The sequence below is a fragment of the Tepidisphaeraceae bacterium genome (assembly GCA_035998445.1).
GTDB lineage: Bacteria > Planctomycetota > Phycisphaerae > Tepidisphaerales > Tepidisphaeraceae > DASYHQ01.
The window spans coordinates 25,692-50,406 of sequence record DASYHQ010000064.1; the positions used below are offsets into that span (position 1 = coordinate 25,692).

Below are 24,715 nucleotides of genomic sequence, written 5' to 3' on the forward strand. Positions count from 1 at the left end.
TCGCGGAGGCGAGCAACTTCTCCCTCTCCCTCCGGGAGAGGGCAGGGGTGAGGGCCCGACGATGCGGACGGTTAGGCCCGCGCTACCCGTGTGATAATGCTCAGATCGCGTGGCAGGTTCGTCGCAAGTCATTCGCATGACGAGCCCTCACCCTAACCCTCTCCCGGAGGGAGAGGGGACCGGAAAGGCAAGCACCACCGCCGCTTTATCGCCGCCAGCGTTTCGGCAGGAACTGCTTCATCACGTCCACCCCCAGCACGAAGCACGCCCCGAAGTAGACCGCGGCGCCGACGCTCATCAGCAGCAGCAACTGGGTCGCCCAGGTGAGGCGCGTTTCATCAGTCGGGTAGATCGGCGACAGCTTGATCGCGTAGCAGGCCAGCCCCATCAGCAAGGTCGCCAGCAGCATCTTCATCACCGGCACCGCCAACGACCGTAACCCCAGCCCGCCGAGCCGGCGGTCGAGCAGCCAGAGCATGATGGCGGCCTGGATCGCGAAGCTGACCAGCGTGCCGACCGCCATGGCGCTTTCGCCCAAAGGCGTCCAGAGCAGCGGGATCTCGATCACCAGGTTCAGCAAGATGTTGACGACCGACATCACCAACGGTGTGACCGTGTCGTGGATCGCGTAGTACGCCCGGTTGACGATCTGCAGCAACGAGAACGCCCAGATCGCCCCGGCATACCAGCGCGTAGATTGCGCGATCAGAAGCGCATCATGCTCGCTGATCTGCCCGTGTTGAAACAGCAGCCGTGCGGTGGGCTCGGCGACGAGGATCAGGCCAAGGCTGGCGGGCAGGCCTTCCCAGATCGTGGCTTCCACCCCTTGCCGCAACGTGCCGCGGAAGGCGTCGCGGTCCTTATCGAGGGCGTCGGCGCTCAGGCCGGGGAAGATCGCGGTCGCCAGCGCGATCGCGAAGACGCCGAGCGGAAACTGGTAGAGGAACTGCGCCAGCTCTAAACGCCGCGGTGCGCCTAATTCGAGCGGCAGGCGGATCGATTGGCCGAGGATCGTCACATGCGTGACGAGCTGATGCGCCTCGTCGAGCGTCTGCATGAGGAAGTACGAGATGCCGCGATCGAGCAGCACCGACAGCTGCAGCACACCGGCTCCCATCGCCACCGGCACCGATAGCAATAGCATCTTGCGCACCAGTGGCGTGCGGATCTTGGCGCGCAGATCAAACGTGAACCCGGCGGCCTTCAGTCCCGGCAGCAGTACCGCCACCTGCAGCACGCCAGCCACCAGCACGAAGCCCGAGAGCCAATAGGCCAGGATCGCCTGCAGGCGGATCGTCTCCAGGGTATCGTCGGCGGCCTTCAGGTGCAGGACCTTGGCGCCGATGAACAGCACGCCGATATGGCAAAGATTCAGGATGATCGGCGCCGCCGCGGGCGCGCCGAACCGGCGGTGGACCTGCAGGATGCCCGCAAGGAACGCGCCGCCGCAGATCAGCAGCACGTAGGGCAGCATGATCGCGACGAAGTGCAGCGTCATCACGCGGTCGGGCAGCAGGTCGTCGTTGAACCGCAGGATGCCGAAGATGACGAGTTCACCGACGATCGTGATCGCCAGCAGGATGACCGCCAGCAAGTTCACACTGGCGGCCGCGAAGGCGTTGGCGTTTTCCTTAGTGTCGTGCTTGTTCGCCTGCGCGTACAGCGGGATGAACGCCGCCGACAGCGCCCCTTCACCGAACAGCTTTCGGAACAGGTTCGGAATGGTGAATGCGACGGAAAACGCCGTGGCGACGAGCCCGGTGCCCAGGTAATGCCCGCTGACCATTTCGCGCGCCAGCCCGACGAACCGGCTGACGAGCGTGAGCCCGCCGACGATCTTCGCGTACGCAAGGAACGAGCGGGCCGGCGGGGGTTGGGTGGGGGGTGCGGTTGGGGCCATCCGTGGCTTGCAAGTAGTAGCAATCTACGCGTCGTCGATTTCTTCTGTAGGACAGGCATTCCTGCCTGTCTCTCCCCCCGTCTTCCTCTCCCCCCGTCTTCCTCTCCCCCCGTATTCGCCTCACACCTTCCGATCCAGAATAAACAACTCGGGATACATCCAAGGATCGTCCACGAGCCCCTTCGTCATCGCGTTGTGCAATACGTACTGCAACTTCTCTTCGAACTCTCGCCGGTCGCGAATAACGCGATCGAACGTCTCGTCCTGCCACACCTGACCGGCTTGCTTTCGATGTTCGTTGACGAGCTTGGCCGAGACGCCCTTCGTGCCCTTGCCGATGTCCGACAGACTGTAGTCGTTCATCGGCCGTACGAGCATGTGAACGTGATCGGGCATGACGACGGCAGCAAATAGCCGGTAGAAGCGACCGTGGCCACGCAGAACGTGGTCGTAAACGAGGTGTCGTTCCCTGGCGGATAGACGGCCACCAGCCAAGCGGAAGGTGAGGAAGTAAGTGACGTCTCCGATGTCATAATGTGGGAGGTGGCGGCGGTGAACCGTTCCCTTTCCTGGGGGAAGAGAAGGCAATGCGGGGGGAGAGGCGGGGGGAGAGACAGGCAGGAATGCCTGTCCTACAGAAGAGGGGGATAAACGGCGCGTCATGTCACGCGCCGCAGCCCTCACGTCGTCGGCGCCCACCACCGCGGCGGTAACGGCGACCGCCTTTACGCCCGTCGCCAGAACTTCGTCGACGTTCTCCAGCGTAATCCCCGCGATCGCGATGGCGAAGATTTGGATCTCCGCGGCGACGGCGCGGGCGAAGTCCAGGCCGGGCAGGAAGTCGCGGGGCTTCGTGCTGCTGGGGAAAACGGGGCCCACGCCGATGTAGTCCGCCCCGGCTTCTTCCGCGGCGCGGGCCTGCTCGATCGTGTGCGTGCTCACGCCGACAATCTTGCCGCGGCCCAGCAGTTGACGCACCGCGGCGATGGGCAGGTCGCCTTGGCCGACGTGGACGCCGTCGGCATCAGATAGGGCGGCAATGTCCGGGCGGTCGTTGATGATGCTGATCACGCCGTGCTCGCGGCACAGTGCCACGAAGTCCTTTGCCCGGCGGAGCAGTTCGCCCGATTCCATGTCTTTCTCGCGCAACTGCAGGCAATCGGCACCCCCCTCGATGGCTTGGCGGGCGGCGTCCAGCCAGTGGGTCTTGCACTGCGATTCGGTGATCAGCACGTACAGCCTCACCTCTGCGAAACCGCAGGCGGCGGGGCGAAGGGTCTCGGCAATCCGTTGCTCGATCGCGTAGAAGCGGTAACGGATTTGCTCGACTTGCTGGGACACATCCGCATCGATCGTCTTCAGGTATTCCTCGATCGCGCGCAGCGCTTCACCCATGCGTTTCCCCGCGGCCGTCACCACGTGGGCCAGGTCGTCGCGCCTTGCTTCTGCGGGCGTGCCGATCATCGTGCCGACGTCGCCGGGCGTATCGCGATGGGCGATGGCGGCGGCGACGTGGGGCGCAGTGGCGGCCGTTAAATCGTGCCGCAGGGTCTTCAGCGATTCGCTCAGGCCGGCGTCATCGCGAATGAAGCGGGCGTAGTCCTCCAGCACCCGCAGCGCCTCGCGGGCGCGGTTGAAGTTGGCGTCGAGCAAACGCAATACGGAACTGTTGATGAATTGACCCACAGCCCGCCGATTATAGGGCCAGAGGAAGGGATTGCCGATTTGCGATTTGCGATTGCCGATTGAAAGACAAGTGTGAGTAGGCCGCACCTCCAATCGCTAATCGGCAATCGCAAATCGCAAATTTTGGATTTCCCCATGCTCACTTTCGCCTTCATCCTGTTCGTCGTCATTACCGCAGGGTCGTTCGCTGCCAGCCTGATGCCGAGCGATTTCGCCACCTTTCACCGATACGAGGCCGACGAATGAATTCACGCAAACTCGCGTTCGAACTGGGGTTAAAGTCCATTAAGGGTCGGGCGGCGGTGTCGCGGGCGGCGGGTCCTGTTTGCGCCATCCGGCCCAGCCTCTACAATGGGGCCGGTATGCCCGACGTAAACCAGATCATCCAAGGCGACAGCATCAAGATCCTCAACGACGGGCCGGAGGGCTGGGTCGATCTGGTCTTCGCCGACCCGCCGTTCAACATCGGCTACCTGTATCACGGGTACGACGACAAGAAGGACGTCGACGAGTACCTGAACTTCAGCCGTCAGTGGATGCAAGCGGTCTACCGCGCGCTCAAGCCCACGGGCAGCTTCTACCTGGCCATTGGCGACGAGTTCGCCGCCGACCTTTGCGTGATCGCCCGTCGCGAGATCGGCTTCAACATGCGCAACTGGATCGTGTGGCACTACACGTTCGGCCAGCAGACGAAGAAGAAGTTCGCCAAGAGCCACACGCACATTTTGTACTTCAGCAAGACCGCGCCCGACGCCGGCCTGTCGAACATCACCTTCAACGCCGACGCCGTCCGCGTCGCCAGCGCGCGCCAGACGACGTACGCCGACCACCGCGCCAACCCCAAGGGCAAGCTGCCCGACGACGTCTGGTATTTGCGCCCGCAGGAAACGCCTGAGCCGTACTTCAACGCCGATAGCGACACGTGGAACGTCAGCCGCGTCTGCGGCACGTTCAAGGAGCGCGAGGGCTGGCACGGCTGTCAGATGCCCATCGGGGTGCTGAACCGCGTCATCCTCGCCAGCAGCAACCCCGGCGACGTCGTCCTCGACCCGTTCAACGGCAGCGGCACGACCGTGGTCAGCGCCGCCATGCTCGGCCGCAAGTACGTCGGCATCGACCAGAGCGAGGAGTACGTCAACTACGCCCGCAAGCGCCTCGAGCACGTGCTGGAGGCCGCCAAGACCGGTGACCCCAAGGCCGCCGGCGACGCCGCCGCCCCAATCGCGCTTTCGACGGCGACGAACCCGAAGCGCAGCAGCAAGGTGATGACCAAGACCGACGCCTTCGGCCGCCCCCGCGTCGCCCGCCGCCGCGCCGCGGCGAAGACGGCGTAAGGGCCAGTTAGCATTTCAATCGCATTGCGCAAGAGACGGGCCATGGGGTCCGTCTCTTTCGTTTTACAGAGGCGTTCCCTGGGTCACTTCGGCGTCGTCTTGGAACCTTCGCTGAGGTATTTCCGCCGGATGACGGTTTCCATGTCGACGTCGTTGATGTTCGCGAGCGTGCAGAGCCAGGCGAAGACGTCGGCGAATTCCTCTTCGAGGTTGGCGCGGTTGTCGCCGCGGGCCAGGGCGCGGGCGAGCTCACCGATTTCTTCGGAGAACCACAGCCACGTTCCCGCGGTGCCGCGTGCGCGGTCGGCGGTGGAGTAGAGCTTGTCGATGTGCTGCTGGAACTCGGCGATGGTGAGGGGGGATGGGGTCATATTCGGTTTCCGTCTCCCGGCGCGAGGGAGCTAGGGTGATTGAGTACCGACACTAGGCGCACACTTGTCACCCCGATGGGAGCCTTGGCGACCTGAGGGATCTTCCAAGGCGGGCGTCGTGAGACACATGAGATCCCTCAGGTCGCTACCGCTCCCTTCGGGATGACATTCTGCGCGATGGCCGCATTCAACCTGCGAAGCGTGTTCATCGTCGCAATCCGACGCGTCACTCCTGCTCCGGCTTCTCCGCCGGCGATAACCGTTCCATTGCGGCGATCGAGCGGTTCTGGCGTTCCACCGTCTTTTCGTCGCCGGCCTTCTCGGCGATCTCCCGCAGCAGCTTGTGCGCGTCGAGGTCGTACGGGTTCACGTAGACGCTTTCCAACGCGAACTTTTGGGCCTCCGGCAGCTTGTCGGTATCGCGGTATATGCGGGCGATACGTTTGGCGTAGCGGTTGTCCTTCAGTTCCACCTGGTGCAGCGCCAGGAAGTGCTCGACCGCCTTCTCGGGTTGGTTCACGGCCTTGCTGACAAATAAACCCGCCAACCGTTGGTGCGGCAGGGCGTCCATCGGGCGCAGCGCCGCGATCTCTTCCCACACCGGCACGGCGGCGGCGTACTGCTTGGCCTTGATCAGCGCTTCACCCTCGGCCCGCAAAACGTCGACCTTGGCCGACGTCTTCTCGTCGTAGCCCCATGTGCTGGTCTGCTGCTGCGCCCAGCTGCGGAAGTCTTCGAAGAACTGCGACATGCTGCGGCCGGTGAGGCGCGGGAAGACGTCTTCCTGCCGCTCGGCGTTGCGGAAGGCCTCGAGCATCTTCAGGATCGTGTCGTGGCCGTACTTCTCTTGAATGTACTGACACACCCAGAACGACTGCGCGTACGCCTGCTGGCGGTCGCTGGGCTTCTTCGGGCGCACGAAGCCCCACGTCAGCTCGTCCATGCGGAACAGCGTGTCGTTCTGCACGGCGGCGTAGAGCATGGGCACCCATTCCCAGCGCAGCGGCACGTTCTCTTCCAGCACCGCCAGGCCCTCGGTCATCCAATGCTGAATGCGGTTGTCGGTCGCGGCCAAGGTCACCGTGTGCGTGAACTCGTGCCGTAGCACGCCCGCCCAGTTGAACGGGCCCATCGTCTTCTCACCCTTGCGCGGCGAGACCATCGCGATCACCCGCCCAGTGCTAGCGCCCACCGTGCCAATCCACGGCGAGCCCGTCGTGCGCACCGAGAAGCCGTCGTGCGTCGGGAAGACCTCGATGATCGTCTTGTCCTTCGGCTCGTGCTGGAAGTTGCCGGTGACTTCCTTGTAGATGCTTTCGAGATAATCGCCGAAGTACTCGGGGATGATCGGGTCGGCCTTGGCATCGTACATGATGATGAAGTGCGGCGTCTCCTTGACCGCGTAGCCTTCCATCTCATCGAGCAGGCGCAGGTAGTTCGTCGTGCGCGCGTTGAACGGGTCGAGCGCGCGCGCGCCTTCCAGCACCCGGCGGGCGTCGTCCTCATCGCCGCTCTGCGTGTACAACAGGCCGAGGCCGTTGCGCGGATCGGTCCAGTTCGGCGCACGCTCGATCGCGATCTCGTACATCGCGGCGGCCCGCGGGTACTGACGCATGGCGCCAAGCTGGTCGGCCACCTCGAGATAGGCGGTGGCGTTGTCGGGATCGATTTGCTCGACCTCCTTCAACGTCGTTGTCATCTGGGCCTCTTCCAGGCGCAACGCGTACGTCGCGGCGAGCAGCCCCATCGCTTCCAAGTTCCGCGGCTTGGCGGCCAGCACCCGGCGAATGGGCACTTCGGCTTCCTTCGGGCGACGCTGCTGCAGCAGGTTGCGTGATTCAAGCAGGTCGGCGGTGGCGGAGGCGTCGTTTACGTCGCGCAGGCGCAGGATCATGGCGTCGGCGGCGTCGAAGTTGAAGACGCTGACGGCCAGGCGGCCCATCAGGTTCAGCGAGGCGGGGTCGTTGGGGTTGGCCTCCATCGCCGTCTGCAGCAGTTGCTGGGCCTCGCCGTCCTCGTCATGGCTCATCGCGTACGCCGCCGCCGCGACGCGCGCGGGTGTGTAGGTGCGGTCGATGACGTCGTAGGCGCGCGTGAACATGTCGTAGATCTGCCCGTGCAGGCCGACGTTGTCGCGGTAGGCCCCGCTGAGCGCCGCCCAGCGGTCGATCGCGCTCGTGATGACGGTCAGTTCCTCGGCGTCCTCGAACGCATCCGGATTGCCGGCGAACTTGTTCAGATAGTCCTGTGGCGGCTGGGTGAACCAGGCGTACGACCTCAACGCCGCGTCAAGGTCACCGATGGCCTCGTGCGCGTTGCCCAGCACGGCGTGCAGCCGTGGGGCGGTGGGATGTTTGGCGATTGCCGCAGTTGCGATCTCGACGGCGTCGCGCGGCTGGCCGAGATCGATCAGGATCATCGCGCGCAGCGCGATCGCGGCCGGCGGTGAATCGTTGCCGATGGCATCCAGCGACGCCAGCGCTTCGGCGTGTCTTCCCAGTGCCGACAGCGCCTTGGCCCGCACGGTCGCCATCGTGGCGGGTTCCACATCGCCCGCGCCGCGCAACGTGACCAGCACACGCCGGTACTGCCCGGCCGCCAGCTGCGCCTTGGCCTTGTCGAGCGCATCGTAGTACTCGCGATACTCCGGCTCGGCGGCGGCCTCGGGCATCAGGGGCTCGACCCACTTGTACGGCAGCGTCTGGCGACTGATCGGGTCGGCCGCGAACGCGGACGACGGCAACGCAGTGACGGCGGCGATGAGCAACGCGATTCTTCGATCCATGCGGGTCACCTGTACGAGCGAGACAAAACCGGCCGGGCGAACACGCCGGGATTATAAGCCGCTTAAACCACCGCGGCGAACTGGGCCGTTTGAAGAGTTAATCGCGATATTGGGGAAGAGGGGGAATTGAACCACAGAGAACACAGAGAGCACAGAGGCAGACACGGAGAGTTTGCGGTCCCTACTATTGGGATTTGGTTCTTGGCGCATTGTTTGGCATTGGGGCTTGGGATTTCGCGTAAGCGATGCTGGCTACTTGCGGAACAGCATCACGTACGCGAGCACCGCGGCGGCGTTGACGAAGGTGACGATCGCCGCCTTGCCTAGCAGGTCGCGGAACGAGTCAGGGGCGGCCGCCAGCGGGGCGTTCAGCCATTCCAGCGGGCGCAGGATCAACGGCAGCGGGGCCTCGTCGTCGGCTGCGCTGGTCGGGGGTTCACTTGCGGTGGCGACACTGGTGGCGAGGCCGGCCAGGCCCAGGCCGGCCCGTTCCTGCATCGCTTCGATCGCGTCTGCCTCGGCCGCGGGGGCAGTCGTCGTCGAAGCCATGGGCGATAAAGTCGATGGCACGGCCACCGGGGTCGCGGGGGCCCCGGCGACGGGAGAGGTGGTCGGTGTGTCGGTGATCGGGGGCGCGTCGGACGCCGCGGTGGTGGCGGTGGGTTCCTCGGCCGTCAGCTGCTTGAAGAGGTCGTCGATCTCCGCGCTCAAGGCGGCATTGTCGGTCGATGCGCCCGCAGCCGGTTCGGGGGGCGCGTTGGTGAACGTCTTCGTCGGCTGCGGCAGTTCCACCGGCGCGACCGGCTGATTCAGCTCCGCGAACAGGGCCTGCAGTTCAGCGTCGATGGATGATGCCGCGGCGGGCGCGGGAGACGCGATGGCGTTCAGCGGAGCTGGGTCGCTCGTCGCCAGTCGGCGCACATCGTTGGCGATCGCGTTGGCGTCGAGCTGCACGGAATCCAGCAACTGCAACGCCTGATGCCCGGCGTCGGTGGGGGCGCCGGTAACGCGGCCGGTGGTGGCCAGGGCGTCGTCCAGTTCGCGCGCGGCATCGCTGGCCGTGGGGGCCTCGACGTCCGCCTCGGCCAGCAGGCGGTCAATCTCGTCGCCAGCTAATTGCGACAACAGATCGTCCGTGCCCGCCAGGGCCGGTGCAGGTGCGTTCAGTGGATCGGGCAGGCTGGTGTCGGCCTTGCCCATGCGAGCTCCCTTCGCGTAAGTCGACAAGATCAACATCGGCCACAACCGGGGGTGGCTCGCGTGATGCCTGCGGCGCGTCCTGCGCTCTTATCGGACGTGTTGCCCGCCGCGCATCGTAACGCGACGCCAAACCCCGGGCAAACCCCGCGGAAACCCGTTCCGCGGCAGCGCCGGTGGCCCTTCACACTACTGCCGTCACCCAATCGCGGTTCGCGAAACTTCGACCCGGCTCATGCGTGTAACAAGCGATGGCGAAGAGAGAGTGGACAGTGAATAGTGGACAGTAAATGCATTGCAGCGAAATCACTGCCTTGCTGGCGGTGGGGACGACGGAGATCGCGAGTGCCTTCTTCACGGCCCACTATCCACAGCCCATCGCCCACTCTTCTTAACCCCTCATCGGCCGCAACTTTATGCCTCTTGACGGAAACCCTACTTTAAAAGTATACTTTCCCGCCTTTTGTAAGGCCGGGCAGTAGGGGTTTGGGCGAGAGGCTGACAACGCGGTGAAGACCGCAAAGGAGCCGAGGGCAACGTGGCCAAGACATCGAAAAACAGGACCGTCCCGTCATCCGGCAAGAGCAAGGGCAAATCACGCCCCGTCGCTGTTGCCAAACCCAAACTCAAAAAGGCCGCAGCCAAGCCCGCCAGTAAGCCCACGCCCGCCCGCAGTAAGGCCAAGCCCCTGGTAAAGTCGAAGCCGGCCACCAAGCCGGTGGCGAAGGCCACGACGAAGTCGGCCAAGGTGGCTAAGTCAGCCAAGCCCATGCTAGTGGTCCGCAAGGCGGTGACCGCCGTCACCGCTACGAAGCCGACCACCGGCGCAATCGTCAAAACCGTTACCGCCAGCAAGGTCGCCGTCGCGACCACCAAGGGCACGGCGATCATCGCGAAAGCGACCAAGGCCGTCATCGCCAAGGCCAGCGCGGTCGCCAAGCCGATCATCGCGCCACTGGTCGAGGCCAAGCCCGAGAAGGTCAAGAAAAAGCTGCCCCCCGAGCCGGCCTACCGCCCGCCGTTGCAGGAATCGGTGCCCACCAACGGCAAGCCGCGCAAGAACCAGGCCGGTCTGCTGACCAAGGAACTGGAACACTTCCGCGATTTGCTGATCGAGAAGCGCCGTGAGATCGTCGGCGACATGAGCAGCATGGAACGCGAGGCCCTGCGATCCGGTGGCGGTGGCCTGTCGTCACTGCCCGTCCACATGGCCGACATGGGCACCGACAACTACGAGCAGGAGTTCACGCTCGGCCTGGTCGAAAAGGACCGCAACCTCCTGCGCGAGATCAACGCCGCGCTGGCCAAGATTCAGAACGGCACCTACGGCCTGTGCGAAGGCACCGGCAACCCGATCAGCAAGGCCCGCCTTGAGGCCCAGCCGTGGGCGCGGTTCTCGATCGAACACGCCCGGCAGATGGAACGCCAGCGGGGCATTCGGTAGGGCGAGGCGCGGTCACGTGTGACGTGATCGGCCCGACGACTGGCGAGTTCCGTCGGCAGGGCAAGGCTAGTGCGCGAGCGCCGCGTCAGTTGTCATCCCGATGGGAGCCTTGGCGACCTGAGGGATCGCCCAAGGCCGAGAACCGTCCGTAGCTCGAGATCCCTCAGGTCGCCTTAGGCTTCCTTCGAGATGACCCTGTCGCGTTGATGACGCGGCCGCCCATTGGGGCTTTGCTCGCGACATAAGATCGCCCTCACCCAGCCGCTCTCAAAGCAGGCGGGAGAGGGGGCGGAAAGAACAATTCTCTGATCCAAATGCACCCGTCCCTACGCGCTAATCTCTATTCGCCTGCCGCCTGGGCGCGGTTCTTGGTGACATGCGCGATCGGGCTGACGATCGACCTGGTAACGAAGGTCTGGGCGTTTGGCCGGCTGGCGGAATCGGTGGTGTGGGACGAGACGGGCCGCGTGCACGTGTTTGCCCGCGATGCGATCCAGTTCATCCCCGGCTGGCTGCACTTCGAGGCCGTCGCCAACCAGGGGGCGGTCTTCGGCATCGGGCAGGGGCAGCGCTGGCTGTTCCTGATCGTGTCGGCGGGCGCGATCGGGCTGCTGACCTACCTGTTCCTGCAAAGCGGCCGGGCGCGGTTCTACCAGATCGTGTTGGGCATGCTGCTGGCGGGCGTGCTGGGCAACATGTACGACCGCATGGTGCACGGCTTCGTGCGCGACATGTTCCACGTCTTCCCGGACATGCAATGGCCGGCGTTCGTGCAGAACGCGCTGTCGTTCATCCCGTACTTCCGCGGGCCGATCTTCCCCTGGATCTTCAACGTCGCCGACAGTTTTCTGTGTGTGGGCGTGGCGATCTCGATCGTCTATAGCTTCCGCGCGCAGGGGACCGACGCGACCGAGCCCGGCGACGACCGCACGCAGGACGCCAAGGTTGCCGACGCCAAACCGCAGGCGTAACCTGCCGTGGCGATGACGCCTGATCCCAATCTCATCGATGCTGAATTCATCCGCCGGGCGATCGGCCTGGCGCAATCCGCGCGTGGGCGGGTCGAGCCCAACCCCATGGTGGGGTGCGTGATCGTGAAGGATGGCCGGATCATCGGCCAAGGTTGCCACCAGCAGTACGGCGGCCCACACGCCGAGCCGAACGCGCTGGCGGCCTGCAGTGAATCCCCCACCGGCGCGACGGCGTACGTGACGCTCGAACCTTGCTGTCACCTGAACAAGCAAACGCCACCGTGCGCGCCGCGCGTGATCGCCGCGGGCATTGCTCGCGTGGTCTACGGCTGTCTGGACCCGAACCCTGACGTGAACGGCCGCGGCGTTGCGATGATGCGCCACGCCGGTGTGCAGGTCGACGGACCGGTGCTGGAGGCCGCGTGCAAGCAGTTGATCGCCCCGTTCATCGCGCGGACGATGTTGCGGCGACCCTACGTAACGCTGAAGTGGGCCGAGACCGCCGACGGCCACGTGGCCGCCGCCACTGGCGAACCGCGGTTAAAGATCACCGGGCCGGTTGCGGATCGGGTCGTTCACGCGCTGCGGGCCCGCTGTGATGCGATCGCGGTCGGCACGAATACCGTGCTGGCCGACGACCCATTGCTGACCGCCCGCGACGTATCGCCAGCCCGACCGCTGTTGCGCGTGGTGCTGTCGAACACGTTGAAACTGCCGATCGAAAGCCGGCTGGTCGCGTCGGCGGGCGAGCATGCGGTGATCGTCTTCTGTGCCCAGTCCGCCGCCGACACCGCGCCGCGGACGGTCGCGGAACTGCAACAGCGGGGCGTCGAAGTCATCGCGTTACCAACGCGCGATGAGAACCGATTCTCGTTTGCCGATGTGCTGACGACGTTGCATGCCCGCCGGGTGACTCACTTGCTGATCGAGCCCGGCCCAACGCTCGCCCGCCACATGATTCCGCGGAACCAGGTGGACCGGATCTGGGTCTTCCGATCGCGCGCCGCGATGATTGAAACGCGCGGCCTGCCCGCCAGCCCGATACCGGCTGACTACGCGTTGACGGGCCAATGTGAGTTGGGCAGCGACCTGTTGAGCGAGTACCTGAACCCCCACAGCGCCGCGTTTTTCGCGGCCGATCCTTCCGCGGATTTGCGATTGGCTGGTGGCGAGGGGTGAGGATCATCCGTTCGTTCTGGCGCCAAGGACGCCAAGACGCCAAGGCCGCCAAGGAAGAAATGAGAGTTATAATTGCTGTAGCCGTGACGCCTGCGTCGCGGCTACGAACTGCGTATCCGTAGCGGCCTCAACACAACATCCGTCTTCCCCGCTTCATCCTCTTGGCGTTCTTGGCACCTTGGCGTCCTTGGCGCGAAACGAACTGCAAGAACTCAACCCCGTTGCGCCCATCCCACCTCAATCGCGCAGCGCAACCGTAGAGATGGATAGCGTGCTCTTTGACAACCGAATAGGAGAGAAGCGGAACCCCATCCACTCCATCGCGATCAGGCGATGGTGCAGAATGGTGCATAATGGTGCACGATTTCGCGTTTCCGCTTACCCAAACCGCCGCCGCGGCCTAGCGATTCGATCGACCGGCTTCTTCGCGGTCCTTCGCGTTCTCTTCCTCTTCAACCAGACGCGCAACTACGGCTGCGCCACGTGCAGCACCGCCTTACCGACAAATTTCCGATCCGTCAGTGCCGCGGTGATCTCGCCGACCTTTTCCCAGTTCTCCTCGATCTCGATCTGGGGTTTCAGCTTGCCCTGCGACACGAGCGTCGCCAGGCGGCGCAGGCCGTCGCCGGCGGTTTCGATGGCGAATTCTTTGAAGAGGATGAAGCCGTACAGCGACGCGCCACCGGTGCCGTAGAACTTCTGCGCGTTGATCGTCACGTCGCCACCCGCGGTCGTGCCGAACGTGACGCAGGTGCCGGCCGGGGCCAGCATCGCCAGCACCTTGCCGAAGTGCGGGCCACCGACGGAATCGATGACCAGGTTGAACGGCCCATGCTCGGCCGCTGCCGACGGATCGCCACCGACGATCACGTGGTCGGCCCCGCTTCGCCGCACGACGGCCTCGCGATCGGCCCCACGCACGGTGGCGACGACGGTCGCGCCCGACAGCTTGGCGAGTTGGATCGTGAAGTCGCCAGTGCCACCGGTCGCGCCGGTCACGAGCACCTTCCGGGCCAAAATCGACCCACCCTTGCCCAGCGACAACAACCCGGTCAACCCCGCGACCGGCAGCGTCGCCGCGGCCGCGAACGACACGTCATCTGGAATCTCCGCCAGCTGGTTCGTCGGCACCGCGACCCGCTCGCCCCACGAGCCCAACAGCAGCAACCCCACCACACGGCTGCCCACCTTCGGCCCGCTACCGTCGGCCGCGGCTTGTTCGACCACGCCCGCCAAGTCCCACCCCGGCCGCCGGCCCGCGGGGGCGGTCATGCTGTATCGCACCTCGCCACGGTTGACGGAGAAAGCATGCACCCGCACCACCGCCTGGCTGGGCAACGGCTGGGGGTCTTCGACGGTCTTGATGACCAAACGTTCGGGGACGGCAGGATCGACGACGACGGCTCGATTGGACATGACGTTTCTCCTCCGTGTATGCGAGACGAAAGATCCCGCTGACGCCTACAGCACCTCGACCGCCCTCGGATAGCTCCCCAGCACCGTCAGCTGAAGGCAGTGTGCCTTGGCGGCGTTGATGGCCTTCTGCATGGCGGGGTCGTCGGCGTGGCCTTGGGCGTCGATGAAGAAGTAGTATTCCCAGTTTACCTTTTTGCTGGGGCGCTTCTCGATGTCGGTCAGGTTGATGCCGCTGTCGCGAAAGACGTCCAGCACCTCGGCGAGCGCGCCGGGCTTGTGGGCGGTGGTGAACATAATGGCGGTCTTGTCGTCACCCGTTCGCCTCGCGGGCTCGCGGCTGATGATGAAGAAGCGCGTGACGTTGTCGGGGTTGTCCTCGATGTTCTCGAAGAGGATCGCCAGGCCGTGCACCTCGGCGGCCAGGCGGCTGCCGATCGCGGCGACGCCGGGCATGGTGGCGGCCATCTCGGCGGCACGGCCGGTGCTGGCGGCGGCTTGGGTGTCGCGGTCTTTCGCTGTCGCGCCCAGGAAGTTGCGGCACTGCGTGAAGGCCTCGGGCTTGCTGTAGATCGTCTTGATCTTCTCCCACGGGTCGCGCGCCAGCAGGTTGTGGTGGACGTTGATCAGGACCTCGGCGCAAATCTTCGCTGATGAAGACAGGAACGCGTCGAGCGTGTCGACGACGCCGCCATGGATGCTGTTCTCGACCGGCACCAGGCCGTAGTCGATGTGGCCGCGCATCACCTCTTCGAAGACGGCGGGGATGTCGGTCAGCGGCACGTAGTCGACGCTGTGACCGAACTTGCCCACGCTGGCCTCGTGGCTGAACGTGCCGTGCGGCCCGAGGAAGCCGATCTTCAACGGCCGCTCGAGCGCGAAGCTGCCGCTCATCAACTCGCGGTAGACCGCCTCCAGCGACCGGTTGCTCAGCGGGCCCTTGTTCAGCGACCGCACCTTTTCCAGCACCGCCTTCTCGCGGTCGGGCGCGTAGATGGGGGCGTTGCTCTGGGCCTTCACCTTGCCCACCTCCACGACGACCTTGGCGCGCTCGTTCAGCAGGCGCACGATTTCGTTGTCGAGCTGGTCGATCTGCTGTCGCAGCGGCGCAAGGTCGGATTCGGCGGGCATAGCGGGCGGTTGTATCGGCGGGGTGGGGGCGTGTAAAGGCGGCGGGACCGACCGCTAACGCCATGCCCAACAGGCCTTCTTCGCAAGGCTGCCGCGGACGATCCGGCCGTTGGTCGACAAATTGCCTCTCTTGATGGTGACCGGCGGCCACCCGTGGTCTTCACGTCCGCCGTCGTACTGGAAAAGGGCCGTTCGTTGCCGGCAACGCGTCCTTCGTTGCCGGCAACAGACGGCCCGTTTCCGGCAACGCAAGGGGCCACAGTGTTTGGTAGTGGGTCAGTTTCGACACCTTCCCCCGTGGCACGCGTTTTCAACCCGTGTCTTCGCCCCAGAACACGGGTTGGAAACCCGTGCCACTTCAAACTGACCCACTACCCAGTGTTTCGCGAGACCGTCGAACTTCAGGCGAATAACGCCATTTCATACCGCCCCCACGTCCGAAATTAACGCACTTATCCACAGCCTGCCGATAACGCGCATGAGGGCCGCTGTGGTTCTCGGAAAGCAATGACCTAACATGCCGACCTCACAAGCCAGTCCCCCGATCGTCACCCAGGCGGCCGCCACGCAGCCGGCTGCGGAGATGGTCACGTTGCCCGACCATTGGCCGGCGCAGATCGACATCCTCAAAGGGTGCGAGACGATGAGCACCGGCGCCGCCACGCTGCTGGTGATCGCCGGCATCGTCTACCTGCTGTACGGGTTCGCGTTCTTCAAGTGGCTGGTGATGCTGAACGCCGCCGTGCTGGGGGCGCTGGTGGGGCTGAAGATCGGTCACGCCTACGACGCGGCCATCCCGTGCGCGATCGTCAGCGGCTTCCTGGCGGCGGCCATCACGTGGCACAGCATGAAGTACTCGGTCGCCATCATGGGCGGCATCTTCGGGGCCGTGCTGGGGGCCAGCCTGTGGCACGCGTTCGACTTAGACGCCCAGTACGCCTGGAGCGGGGCGGGCATGGGCTTAATCCTGTTCGGCCTGCTGGCGTTCATCGTCTTCCGCGAATCGCTGATGATGTACATGAGCCTGCAGGGCAGCGTGATGCTGGTCTTCGGCATCCTCGGGTTGATCTACAAGTTGAACGACGTCGGCCCGGTCATCACCAACAAGGCGACCGTCACCCCGTTCCTGCTGCCGCTGGCGATCTTCATCCCGGCGATCGTCGGGATCATCTACCAACAGCAGACGACGCCGGTTGTCCCCGCGGGTGGAGCACCGCCACCGGGTGGAGTGCCAGCGGTGAAGAAGTAGGCAACCGCGAAGACGCGGGGGCGCGAAGGTAAAGGAAGAGAAGGGAGCGACCGGTGGGTCGCTCCCTTCGTTCGTTTCACACCGTGACATCCCGATGGGAGCCTTAGAGCGGCTCTCCCTCAGGTGTAGCGTGTCATCCCGATGGGAGCGGTAGCGACCTGAGGGATCTCGAATTAGAGACGGCTCTCGACAGTGGCGATCCCTCGGGTCGCTTCCGCTCCCGCTCGGGATGACAGGGTTGCGGGCCAGACGCTACACCCGAAGTTGAGCCGCTCTAGCGACCTGAGGGATCTCGGTCGGCCAAACAGCGTCTTTCACGACTTCTTCGACGCGAAATCCTTCATGAACTGCGCCAGCGCCTGACACCCTTCGACCGGCATCGCGTTGTAGATGCTGGCGCGGATACCGCCGACGGTGCGGTAGCCTTTCAGGCCGACCATGTCCTGCCTGGCGGCGGTCTTCACGAACTCGTCGGTCAGTTCCTCGCTGGGCAGGCGGTAGGTGACGTTCATGTGGCTGCGCTGGTCCCGCACGCTGACCGTGCCGGTGTAGAAGCCGTTGCTGTCGTCGATCGTGTCGTAGATCAACCCGGCCTTCTTCGCGTTCGTCTTCTCCATCGCCGCCAGCCCGCCTTGGGCTTCCAGCCAGCGGAAGACTTCCAGCAGGATGTAGACGCCGAAGGTGGGGGGCGTGTTGATCATGCTCTTGTTGTCGGCCTGGTCCTTGAAGCTCCAGAGCTTGCTCGGCACCTTCTTCTGCGTGGCGTACAGGTCCTTCCGCACGATGGCGAGCACGAGGCCGCTGGGCCCGAGGTTCTTCTGTGCGCCGCCGTAAACCAAGGCGCAGTCGTTCACCGGGTGCGGGCGACTCATGAACTCGCTGCTGGCGTCGACGATGAGGTTCGGGTGCTTCGGCCAGGTCGGCAGGCGGTGGCCGTGCACGGTTTCGTTCGAACAGACGTGGAAGTAGTCGGCGTCGCTGGAAAGCTTCCACTCGCTTGGCAGCGGGCTGTGGTCGAAATTGCTCGCCTCGCTGCTGGCGACGTTGGTCACCTTGCCGAGGTCCTTGGCGGCGCCGATGGCCTTCTTGCTCCACTCGCCGCTGACGAGGTAGTCGGCGTTGGTGTTCAGGAAGTTCATCGGGATGAGCGTGAACAGCGCCGTCGCGCCGCCCTGCAGGAAGACGACGTCGTGCGCATCGCCCAGATTCAGCAGCTTCTTACAGCGGGCGATCGCCTCGTCCATCACGCCATCGAATTCCTTCCCACGATGGCTGACCTCGGCGATGCCGAATCCTTTACCCTGATAATCCAGCAACGCGGCGGCGGACTTTTCCAGCACCTCGGTAGGCAACATCGCGGGGCCGGCGGAGAAGTTGAAGATGCGGTGAGACATAGGGTTTGTTGTTTCGTAAAGAGTCGTGATCCGGTCCCTCTCCCGGTACTCCGGGGGAGGCTAGGTGGGGGTGATTTCGAAATGGCTGCTGGCGTGTCGCGGCAGTTCGAAATCACCCCCACCCTAACCCTCCCCCGGCGTACCGGGAGAGGGGACAATTCTAAGCCGCGGCCCATTCCTTGTTCAGGTAGGCGACGATCTTCGGAGCCGTCACATCAAAGTCGGGGATCGCGGCGCCTTCATAGCTTACGCGACCCGCGTAGCCGCCTGCTTTCAAAACTTGGAAGAAGGGCTTGTAGTCCGACTTGCCCGACAGCCCCGGCGCCACGCGGCCTTCCTTGTCGGCGACGTGGACGTGCTTGATCCACGGCATGGCGGCACGCAGGTTCTCCAGCGGTTCGTCCTCCAGCCAGAAGTGGTAGCTGTCGACCAAACACTGAAAGTTCGGGTGGTCCACCTCGCGCACGTAGGTCATGCCCTCAGCGACGCTGTTGATGATGTTCGTTTCACCGCGGTTGAGCGGCTCAACCACGATCGTCACGTTGTGTTCCTTGGCGGCCGGCATGCCGTTGCGCAGGAAGCGGATGATCTGCTCGCGAGCGGTGTCGCGGCTGAAGCCATCCGGCACCATGCGGGCGGCGCCGGAACCGAAGACGACCGTGCGGATGCCCAACTCGCCGCTGCGCTTTAGGACGGTGTCGAGGTACGACTTCAACGCCGCCGCGTCGGCCGAATCACCGACGATGGGCAGCGAACCGGGCACGAGGCTGTTCATGGCCAGGATGGGCAACGCGGTGGTCGCTGCACGTTCGCGGCCGTTCCACTCGGCGTCGGGGGACTGGCCTTTCATTAACGATTGGACGTTCTCTTCGATGTAGTCGAACCCGGCCGCCTTGGCGGCGGGGGACTTTTCGATGCTGGTGCAGATCCCGAATTCCATGGCGGACCCTTTCGTCGCTGAGATCGTGAAGCGGCAAAAGATACGGCAAGCGTCCGGACGATGCCAGCGCGGTCCGGGCGCTGCCGGATGCGCATCGAAGTCGTACGATCAACGTCGATGTCCGACCGACCTACGCTCGTCCTCTTCCCGGGCCTTGGCGCCAACGAACGCTTCTGGGACCGCCAGCGCGGCATCCCCGCCGACATCGTCGTGCCAAGGTGGATCAAGCCGGAACGCCGCGAGACGCTGGTGCACTACTGCGAGCGCATGGCCGAGTTCGTGCCGCGCGGCGTCGATCGGTTGTACGTGGGTGGAAGCTCGTTCGGTGGCATGGTGGCGCTGGAGGTCGCGCGGCTGGTGTCGCCGAGCGCCCTGCTGTTGATCGCCAGTTGCTATCGCGCCGCCGAGTGTCGCGGGCTGTGGATGGCGCCGATCGCGCCGTGGATTCCGAAGTTCGTCTTCGGCCTGATGCCGCTGATCCCCGTGCCGCCCGGGGCGTTGGGCAAGGTGCCACCGGAACTGATGCAGTGGGCACCCGGCGCGATTCGGCAATGGAACTTCGAGGGACATCTGAGCTGTCCCGTCCACCACATCCACGGCGAGTATGACTGGATGATGCCACTGCGCCGGCTCAGCCGCAGGCCCGACACGATCATCCGCGGTGGGCACCTCATCCACCTGCTGCAGGCGGAAGAGATCAACACATTCCTCACGCGGCACGTGACCACGTCCCCCGGGTAGCACGGGCGGCTCGCCCGTGGAGCCCCGGTACTCCGGGGTGTCGGGCCGTACTCGGCCCGAGGTAAAGAGCGCAAGCGATCTTCTCTTTGGTCACCTCGGCAGTCCCTTCGCTTGCGCGATTGCTGATTCGGACGGAGTACCGTCCGATGTGTCGGCGTACCGACACCATGGGCGAGCCGCCCATGCTATGATGAAGACTGCGCGGGATCGCCAGCGTTGGGACGTTAGAGCATTTTCATTTCATCTGTAGCGGTCGAGAAACGTTGTCATCCCGAAGGGAGCGGTAGCGACCTGAGGGACCTCCCAACGACGAAGGTGTGTCCGTCGGTCTAGATCCCTCAGGTCGCTACCGCTCCCTTCGGGATGACACGCTAGAGCTGAAGTGAAAATGCTCTATCCCACCAGTTCCCCCTCCACCACCTTCGCCCCGTGCTCGAACACGAAGTCGTGCTTCGCCGGGTCGACATCGATACGGATCGTGTCTCCCTCGGCGAACGAGCCCGACAGGATGCGCCCGGCCAGCGGGTTCTCGATGCGCTGCTGGATCACGCGCTTCAGCGGGCGAGCGCCGAACGCCGGGTCAAAGCCCTCGTCGGCGAGCAACGCCTTGGCCTCGTCGCTCAGGACGAGCGTCAGGCCGCGCTGGGCTAAGCGTTTGTGCAGGTTGGCCAGCTGCACGTCGACGATGCGCGTCAGCTGGGCCTTGTCCAGCGGGTGGAAGATGATCGTCTCGTCCACGCGGTTCAGGAACTCGGGACGGAACGATACCTTCAGCACGTCGCGGACGGCCGCCTCGATCTCCCACTGCTCGGCGCCTTGCGTCGTCAGCTGTTGGATGCGGTCGGAGCCGAGGTTGCTGGTCATCACGATCACGGTGTTCTTGAAATCCACCGTGCGGCCCTGGCCGTCGGTCAGTCGGCCGTCGTCCAGCACCTGCAGCAGCACGTTGAAGACGTCGCGGTGCGCCTTCTCGATCTCGTCGAACAAGATCACGCTGTACGACTTACGCCGCACGGCCTCGGTGAGCCGACCCCCTTCTTCATAGCCCACGTAGCCGGGCGGCGCGCCGATCAGGCGGGCGACGCTGTGCTGCTCCATGAACTCGCTCATGTCGATGCGCACCATCGCGTTCTCATCGTCGAACAGGAACTCGGCCAGCGACTTGCACAGTTCCGTCTTACCAACGCCCGTGGGGCCCAGGAACATGAAGCTACCGATCGGCCGATTCGGATCGCCGAGGCCCGCACGGTTGCGACGGACAGCGTCGGAGACGGCGCGCACGGCCTGCGTCTGACCGATGACGCGCTCGCCGAGTCGGTCCTCCATCTTCAGCAGTTTCTCGCGCTCGCCTTCCAGCATGCGCGTGACCGGCACGCCGCTCCAACGCGAAACGACCTCGGCGATCTCGTCGGCGGTCACCTCGTCCTTCACCAAGGCATTGCCGTCGCTGCTCATCTCGTGGACGCGCGTCTCGGCCTCGGTCAGCTTGGACTTCAGGTCGCGCAGCTCGCCGTACTGTATGCGGGCGGCCACTTCCCAGTTGCCGGCGCGCTGGGCGTTATCCAGCTCGACCTGCTTCTGGTCGATCTGGTTGCCGATGGATTTGATGGCGTCCATCGCGCCCTTCTCGCTTTCCCAGCGCGTCGTAAACTGCGTGTTGCGCTCCTGTAGCTCGGCCAGTTCCCGCTCGGCCTTTTCGACCTGCGCTTTGGACGCCGGGTCCTTCTCACGCCGCAGGGCTTCCAACTCGATTTGAAGCTGCATCATGCGGCGGCGGATCTCATCGAGTTCCGCGGGCATGCTGTCGTTCTCGATGCGCAGGCGCGAGGCGGCCTCATCAACGAGGTCGATCGCTTTATCAGGCAGAAAGCGGTCGCTGATGTAGCGGTCGCTCAGCGTGGCGGCGCTGACGATCGCGCCGTCGGTGATGCGCACGCCGTGGTGCGTCTCGTAGCGCCCCTTCAGGCCACGCAGGATGGCGATGGTGTCCTCCACCGTTGGCTCGCCCACCAGCACAGGTTGAAAGCGGCGTTCGAGGGCGGCGTCCTTCTCGATGTACTTGCGGTACTCGTCGAGCGTGGTCGCGCCGATCGTGCGCAGCTCGCCGCGCGCCAGCGCTGGCTTGAGCAGGTTGCCGGCGTCCATGCTCCCCTCGGCCTTGCCGGCGCCCACGACCGTGTGCAATTCGTCGATGAACAGGATGACCTGCCCCTCGGCCTGCTGTACTTCCTTGATGACCGCCTTCAGCCGGTCCTCGAATTCGCCGCGATACTTCGCACCAGCGATGAGAGCGCCCATGTCGAGCGCGACGATCTTCTTGTTAGCCAGCACCGCAGGCACGTCACCGTTCAGCATGCGGATGGCCAAGCCTTCGACGATCGCGGTCTTGCCGACGCCCGGCTCGCCGATCAGCACGGGGTTGTTTTTCGTGCGCCGGCTCAGCACCTGCATCGTGCGGCGGATCTCTTCGTCGCGCCCGATGACGGGGTCGATCTTCCCTAGCCGAGCCATCTCCACCAGATCGCGGCCATAACGCTCCAGGGCCTGATACTTGTCCTCGGGGTTCTGGTCCGTCACGCGCTGCCCGCCACGCACGTCTTTCAAAGCAGACAGGATCGTGTTGTAGTCGATCGCGTTGACCGAGAGGATTTCCTTCGTCTCGCTCTTCACGCTCGCCAGCGACAGCAGCAAATGTTCGGTTGAGACGTACTCGTCCTTCAACCGGTCGGCCTGCTTCTGCGCGTCGCTGAAGACGTCCTGCAGGGTGCGGCTCATGCCGAGCTGCGTGCCGGTGGCGCTGGGCAGGCGGTTCAGTTCGGCATCGATGATGCTCGACACCCGGCCCACGTTCGCGCCCACCTTCTGCAGCAACGGTCGCACGACGCCATCGGTCTCGCCGAGCAGCGCCGCCAGCAGGTGAAGGGGCAACACTTCGGCGTTGTTCCGCTGCTGCGCCAGTTCCTGTGCGCGTGCGACGGCCTCTTGAGCTTTCACGGTCAGTTTATCGAATCGCATGTCGGGGTAAGAGCAACGGTCGTGCCAGAATGTCCTAGTCGCACACCGTGCTAATCGGGGGATGTACGGGCACTTACGGACGTGCGTTTGCGGGGCGGTCTGCGCTCGACTGCAAGAGTGGCAGTGGAGCGAAGGTTGGCGCAGAAAGTGGCAAACGAGTGGGCTCCAACCGTGGCATGGGCGTCTCGCCCATGCGTGTGATGGGGCTGGCGGATTTGATTTGCTAGCGGCTGCGCGGCCGGAGCGATCTGCCACTAATCAAATCACTCTTGCTGTTCACACGCATGGGCGAGACGCCCATGCCACGGTAAATGCACGCTGCTCCTACGCCACCGGCGCTTGCTGGGCTTGGTCGACGGCGGCGGCGATGCCGTGGGTCCAGGGTTGGCCGTGGCCGGTGAGGACGATCTGGGCGTCGGTGGCGCGCAGGCGGTTCAGGCTGTGCTTCGCCTGATCGCTGTGGGCGGTGGCGCCGCGGGCGACCACGCGCGGGCCGGTGCGGCCGGTGTAGGGGTCCAGCAGCACGAACGCGTCGCCGGCGAACAGGACGTTACGGTCGGACAGGAACAGCGCGCTGTGCCCGATCGTGTGCCCGGGCGAGAAGACAACCTGCGGCCGGCCGGGCACGGAGAGCGTGTCGCCGTCCTTGTAGGCGTTGATGCTCTTGATCGGCTCCGAGCTCAGCATGCCCCACCAGACGAACGACGCCATCGCCGCGCTGCACGCCGGCCGCCAGGCGTAGTAGAGGCGGCTCTTCTCGTGCTCGTAGCTCAGCGGGTGCTTGGTGATCGGCCGTTCTTCTTCATGCGCGTAGACCGGAATGCCGAGCTTGGTTCGGGCGCGCTCGGCGAAGCCCACATGGTCGAAGTGCGCGTGCGTCAACACGATGGCTTTGATGTCCGACAGCGACCGCCCGAGTTGCGTCAAAGCCATCTGTAAAGAATCCCACGACGCCGGCAACCCGGCATCCACGATCGTCAGGCCCTCGTCTTCCTCGACGATGTACCAGTTAACGTACGAGTCTTCGATCCGATGAACGCCGGGCGCTACGTTGGGGGTAAACATGGTGCCCGTGGGCTTGCATGATGCGTGCCAGCGGGGTCGCGGTATTGGGTGTTCTGATGAGGCTGATTACGCGCCAAGAGCGCCAAGGCGCCAAGGACGCCAAGGTCGGAAAGAGAAGTTGAAGGGGATCTCTCTTGGCGCTCTTTCCTTGGCGCCTTGGCGTTCGTTCTGTTTTGTTAGAGCGTGTTAGGCACTTTCGGGGTCAGTAACGCAGGCGTGCGACGCTGGGTGCCACGGTTTGGTACTCCAAGCCGTGCCGGTACACGCAGACACGGCTTGGAGTACCAAACCGTGGGCACCCAAGCCAGTTTCTGAGCTGGAAAGTGCATAACACGCTCTAGAGGCTCTTAGCTTGTCCAAGCTGTGATGCGGTCGCGGCTGCCTTACCGTGGCATGGGCGTCTCGCCCATGCGTGTGGATTGGAATGGGAGGTTTTATTTGTGGCGTACCGCGCTGACCGAGGCGCTAAAACCAATCTTGTCGTCTGGCCTCATCGCGAGCATGGGCGAGACGCCCATGCCACGGTTGGAGTGGCCGCGGTCTCAACCTTCTAACGCTCTCTCGAGAACAATGAGCTGCGCGGCGTTCCATGGAGGCACAGGCCAAACTCTTGATTTCCTTGGCGCTCCTGGCCGCCTTGGAGGTCTTGGCGCGCATCACCGCGGCGCAGTCGGCTCTTCGCTATCGCAGGCGGGTCTTTAAAGCACGGCACCCCATCGGATGTCTCGCACGGCAGAGGAACGTCCGATGCAAGATGTGATACGAATCGTGATTAAACCGCGCGCTCGTCATCCTGAGAGGGTGTTTACTAAGTCGGCTGGGTCTGCTCCGGCCGTGGCATGGGCGTCTCGCCCATGCTGTCGGATTGGAACGAAGGCCATTATTTGGGCATGTTGCGCC

General features: G+C 64.4%; 17 protein-coding genes. 6 read left to right on the plus strand and 11 right to left on the minus strand.

From position 1 onward, the window contains the following. Positions 1-205: 205 nt before the first annotated feature. Positions 206-1,900 carry a murein biosynthesis integral membrane protein MurJ gene (gene murJ, locus VGN72_24415; GenBank protein HEV7302505.1) on the minus strand — a complete coding sequence of 565 codons (1,695 nt, stop codon included), beginning with the start codon at positions 1,898-1,900 and terminating at the stop codon, positions 206-208. Between the two features lie 120 nt (positions 1,901-2,020). Then, the gene (locus tag VGN72_24420; GenBank protein ID HEV7302506.1) at positions 2,021-3,586 is read right to left on the minus strand and encodes a thiamine phosphate synthase; all 1,566 of its coding nucleotides are present in this window, start codon (positions 3,584-3,586) and stop codon (positions 2,021-2,023) included. Positions 3,587-3,828: 242 nt separating this feature from the next. On the opposite strand from VGN72_24420, the gene VGN72_24425 reads away from it, so the two are divergent. Continuing rightward, a complete protein-coding gene (locus tag VGN72_24425) occupies positions 3,829-4,920 on the plus strand; it encodes a site-specific DNA-methyltransferase (protein ID HEV7302507.1) in 1,092 nt (363 codons plus the stop codon). 83 nt (positions 4,921-5,003) lie between these two features. On the opposite strand, the gene VGN72_24430 is transcribed toward VGN72_24425, so the two are convergent. The 3 genes from VGN72_24430 to VGN72_24440 form a co-directional block, all read right to left on the minus strand. Further along, positions 5,004-5,291 (minus strand): MazG nucleotide pyrophosphohydrolase domain-containing protein, encoded by a 288-nt coding sequence (locus VGN72_24430; GenBank protein ID HEV7302508.1) that lies wholly within the window; start codon positions 5,289-5,291, stop codon positions 5,004-5,006. Between the two features lie 226 nt (positions 5,292-5,517). After that, a complete protein-coding gene (locus VGN72_24435) occupies positions 5,518-8,076 on the minus strand; it encodes a tetratricopeptide repeat protein (protein ID HEV7302509.1) in 2,559 nt (852 codons plus the stop codon). Positions 8,077-8,328: 252 nt separating this feature from the next. After that, complete coding sequence (locus VGN72_24440) at positions 8,329-9,276, minus strand: hypothetical protein (protein ID HEV7302510.1); 948 nt, start codon at positions 9,274-9,276, stop codon at positions 8,329-8,331. Positions 9,277-9,811: 535 nt separating this feature from the next. Here VGN72_24440 and VGN72_24445 point away from each other — a divergent pair. From VGN72_24445 to ribD, 3 genes are all read left to right on the plus strand, one after another. Beyond that, positions 9,812-10,717, plus strand: coding sequence for a TraR/DksA C4-type zinc finger protein (locus VGN72_24445; protein ID HEV7302511.1), 906 nt, complete (start codon positions 9,812-9,814; stop codon positions 10,715-10,717). A 371-nt stretch (positions 10,718-11,088) separates the two neighbouring features. Then, a complete protein-coding gene (locus VGN72_24450; GenBank protein ID HEV7302512.1) occupies positions 11,089-11,688 on the plus strand; it encodes a signal peptidase II in 600 nt (199 codons plus the stop codon). A 12-nt stretch (positions 11,689-11,700) separates the two neighbouring features. Then, positions 11,701-12,867, plus strand: coding sequence for a bifunctional diaminohydroxyphosphoribosylaminopyrimidine deaminase/5-amino-6-(5-phosphoribosylamino)uracil reductase RibD (gene ribD / locus VGN72_24455; GenBank protein HEV7302513.1), 1,167 nt, complete (start codon positions 11,701-11,703; stop codon positions 12,865-12,867). Positions 12,868-13,335: 468 nt separating this feature from the next. On the opposite strand, the gene VGN72_24460 is transcribed toward ribD, so the two are convergent. Further along, on the minus strand, positions 13,336-14,283 hold the full coding sequence (locus VGN72_24460; protein HEV7302514.1) for a zinc-binding dehydrogenase: 948 nt from the start codon (positions 14,281-14,283) through the stop codon (positions 13,336-13,338). Between the two features lie 45 nt (positions 14,284-14,328). Next, entirely contained in the window at positions 14,329-15,411 is a 1,083-nt protein-coding gene (gene pheA, locus VGN72_24465; protein ID HEV7302515.1) for a prephenate dehydratase, read from the minus strand. A gap of 517 nt (positions 15,412-15,928) precedes the next feature. Here pheA and VGN72_24470 point away from each other — a divergent pair. Next, positions 15,929-16,660: a hypothetical protein gene (locus VGN72_24470; GenBank protein ID HEV7302516.1), complete on the plus strand. Its 732-nt coding sequence runs from the start codon at positions 15,929-15,931 to the stop codon at positions 16,658-16,660. Between the two features lie 314 nt (positions 16,661-16,974). Here VGN72_24470 and serC read toward each other — a convergent pair whose 3' ends face one another. Both serC and VGN72_24480 read right to left on the minus strand, forming a co-directional pair. After that, a complete protein-coding gene (serC, locus tag VGN72_24475) occupies positions 16,975-18,054 on the minus strand; it encodes a 3-phosphoserine/phosphohydroxythreonine transaminase (protein HEV7302517.1) in 1,080 nt (359 codons plus the stop codon). Between the two features lie 160 nt (positions 18,055-18,214). Continuing rightward, positions 18,215-18,994 (minus strand): sugar phosphate isomerase/epimerase family protein, encoded by a 780-nt coding sequence (locus VGN72_24480; GenBank protein HEV7302518.1) that lies wholly within the window; start codon positions 18,992-18,994, stop codon positions 18,215-18,217. Between the two features lie 117 nt (positions 18,995-19,111). Here VGN72_24480 and VGN72_24485 point away from each other — a divergent pair, with 117 nt between their 5' ends. Next, the gene (locus tag VGN72_24485) at positions 19,112-19,735 is read left to right on the plus strand and encodes an alpha/beta hydrolase (protein ID HEV7302519.1); all 624 of its coding nucleotides are present in this window, start codon (positions 19,112-19,114) and stop codon (positions 19,733-19,735) included. 393 nt (positions 19,736-20,128) lie between these two features. On the opposite strand, the gene clpB is transcribed toward VGN72_24485, so the two are convergent. After that, positions 20,129-22,750 (minus strand): ATP-dependent chaperone ClpB, encoded by a 2,622-nt coding sequence (gene clpB, locus VGN72_24490; GenBank protein ID HEV7302520.1) that lies wholly within the window; start codon positions 22,748-22,750, stop codon positions 20,129-20,131. Between the two features lie 324 nt (positions 22,751-23,074). Beyond that, positions 23,075-23,815 (minus strand): MBL fold metallo-hydrolase, encoded by a 741-nt coding sequence (locus tag VGN72_24495; protein HEV7302521.1) that lies wholly within the window; start codon positions 23,813-23,815, stop codon positions 23,075-23,077. Positions 23,816-24,715 lie beyond the last annotated feature (900 nt).

Excerpts from the sequence above, each read along its gene's own strand:
- murJ (HEV7302505.1), bottom strand. The coding sequence starts at position 1,900 with ATGGCCCCAACCGCACCCCCCACCCAACCCCCGCCGGCCCGCTCGTTC.
- VGN72_24425 (HEV7302507.1), top strand. The coding sequence starts at position 3,829 with ATGAATTCACGCAAACTCGCGTTCGAACTGGGGTTAAAGTCCATTAAG.
- VGN72_24430 (HEV7302508.1), bottom strand. The coding sequence starts at position 5,291 with ATGACCCCATCCCCCCTCACCATCGCCGAGTTCCAGCAGCACATCGAC.
- VGN72_24435 (HEV7302509.1), bottom strand. The coding sequence starts at position 8,076 with ATGGATCGAAGAATCGCGTTGCTCATCGCCGCCGTCACTGCGTTGCCG.
- VGN72_24440 (HEV7302510.1), bottom strand. The coding sequence starts at position 9,276 with ATGGGCAAGGCCGACACCAGCCTGCCCGATCCACTGAACGCACCTGCA.
- ribD (HEV7302513.1), top strand. The coding sequence starts at position 11,701 with ATGACGCCTGATCCCAATCTCATCGATGCTGAATTCATCCGCCGGGCG.
- VGN72_24460 (HEV7302514.1), bottom strand. The coding sequence starts at position 14,283 with ATGTCCAATCGAGCCGTCGTCGTCGATCCTGCCGTCCCCGAACGTTTG.
- pheA (HEV7302515.1), bottom strand. The coding sequence starts at position 15,411 with ATGCCCGCCGAATCCGACCTTGCGCCGCTGCGACAGCAGATCGACCAG.
- VGN72_24470 (HEV7302516.1), top strand. The coding sequence starts at position 15,929 with ATGCCGACCTCACAAGCCAGTCCCCCGATCGTCACCCAGGCGGCCGCC.
- serC (HEV7302517.1), bottom strand. The coding sequence starts at position 18,054 with ATGTCTCACCGCATCTTCAACTTCTCCGCCGGCCCCGCGATGTTGCCT.
- VGN72_24480 (HEV7302518.1), bottom strand. The coding sequence starts at position 18,994 with ATGGAATTCGGGATCTGCACCAGCATCGAAAAGTCCCCCGCCGCCAAG.
- VGN72_24485 (HEV7302519.1), top strand. The coding sequence starts at position 19,112 with ATGTCCGACCGACCTACGCTCGTCCTCTTCCCGGGCCTTGGCGCCAAC.
- clpB (HEV7302520.1), bottom strand. The coding sequence starts at position 22,750 with ATGCGATTCGATAAACTGACCGTGAAAGCTCAAGAGGCCGTCGCACGC.
- VGN72_24495 (HEV7302521.1), bottom strand. The coding sequence starts at position 23,815 with ATGTTTACCCCCAACGTAGCGCCCGGCGTTCATCGGATCGAAGACTCG.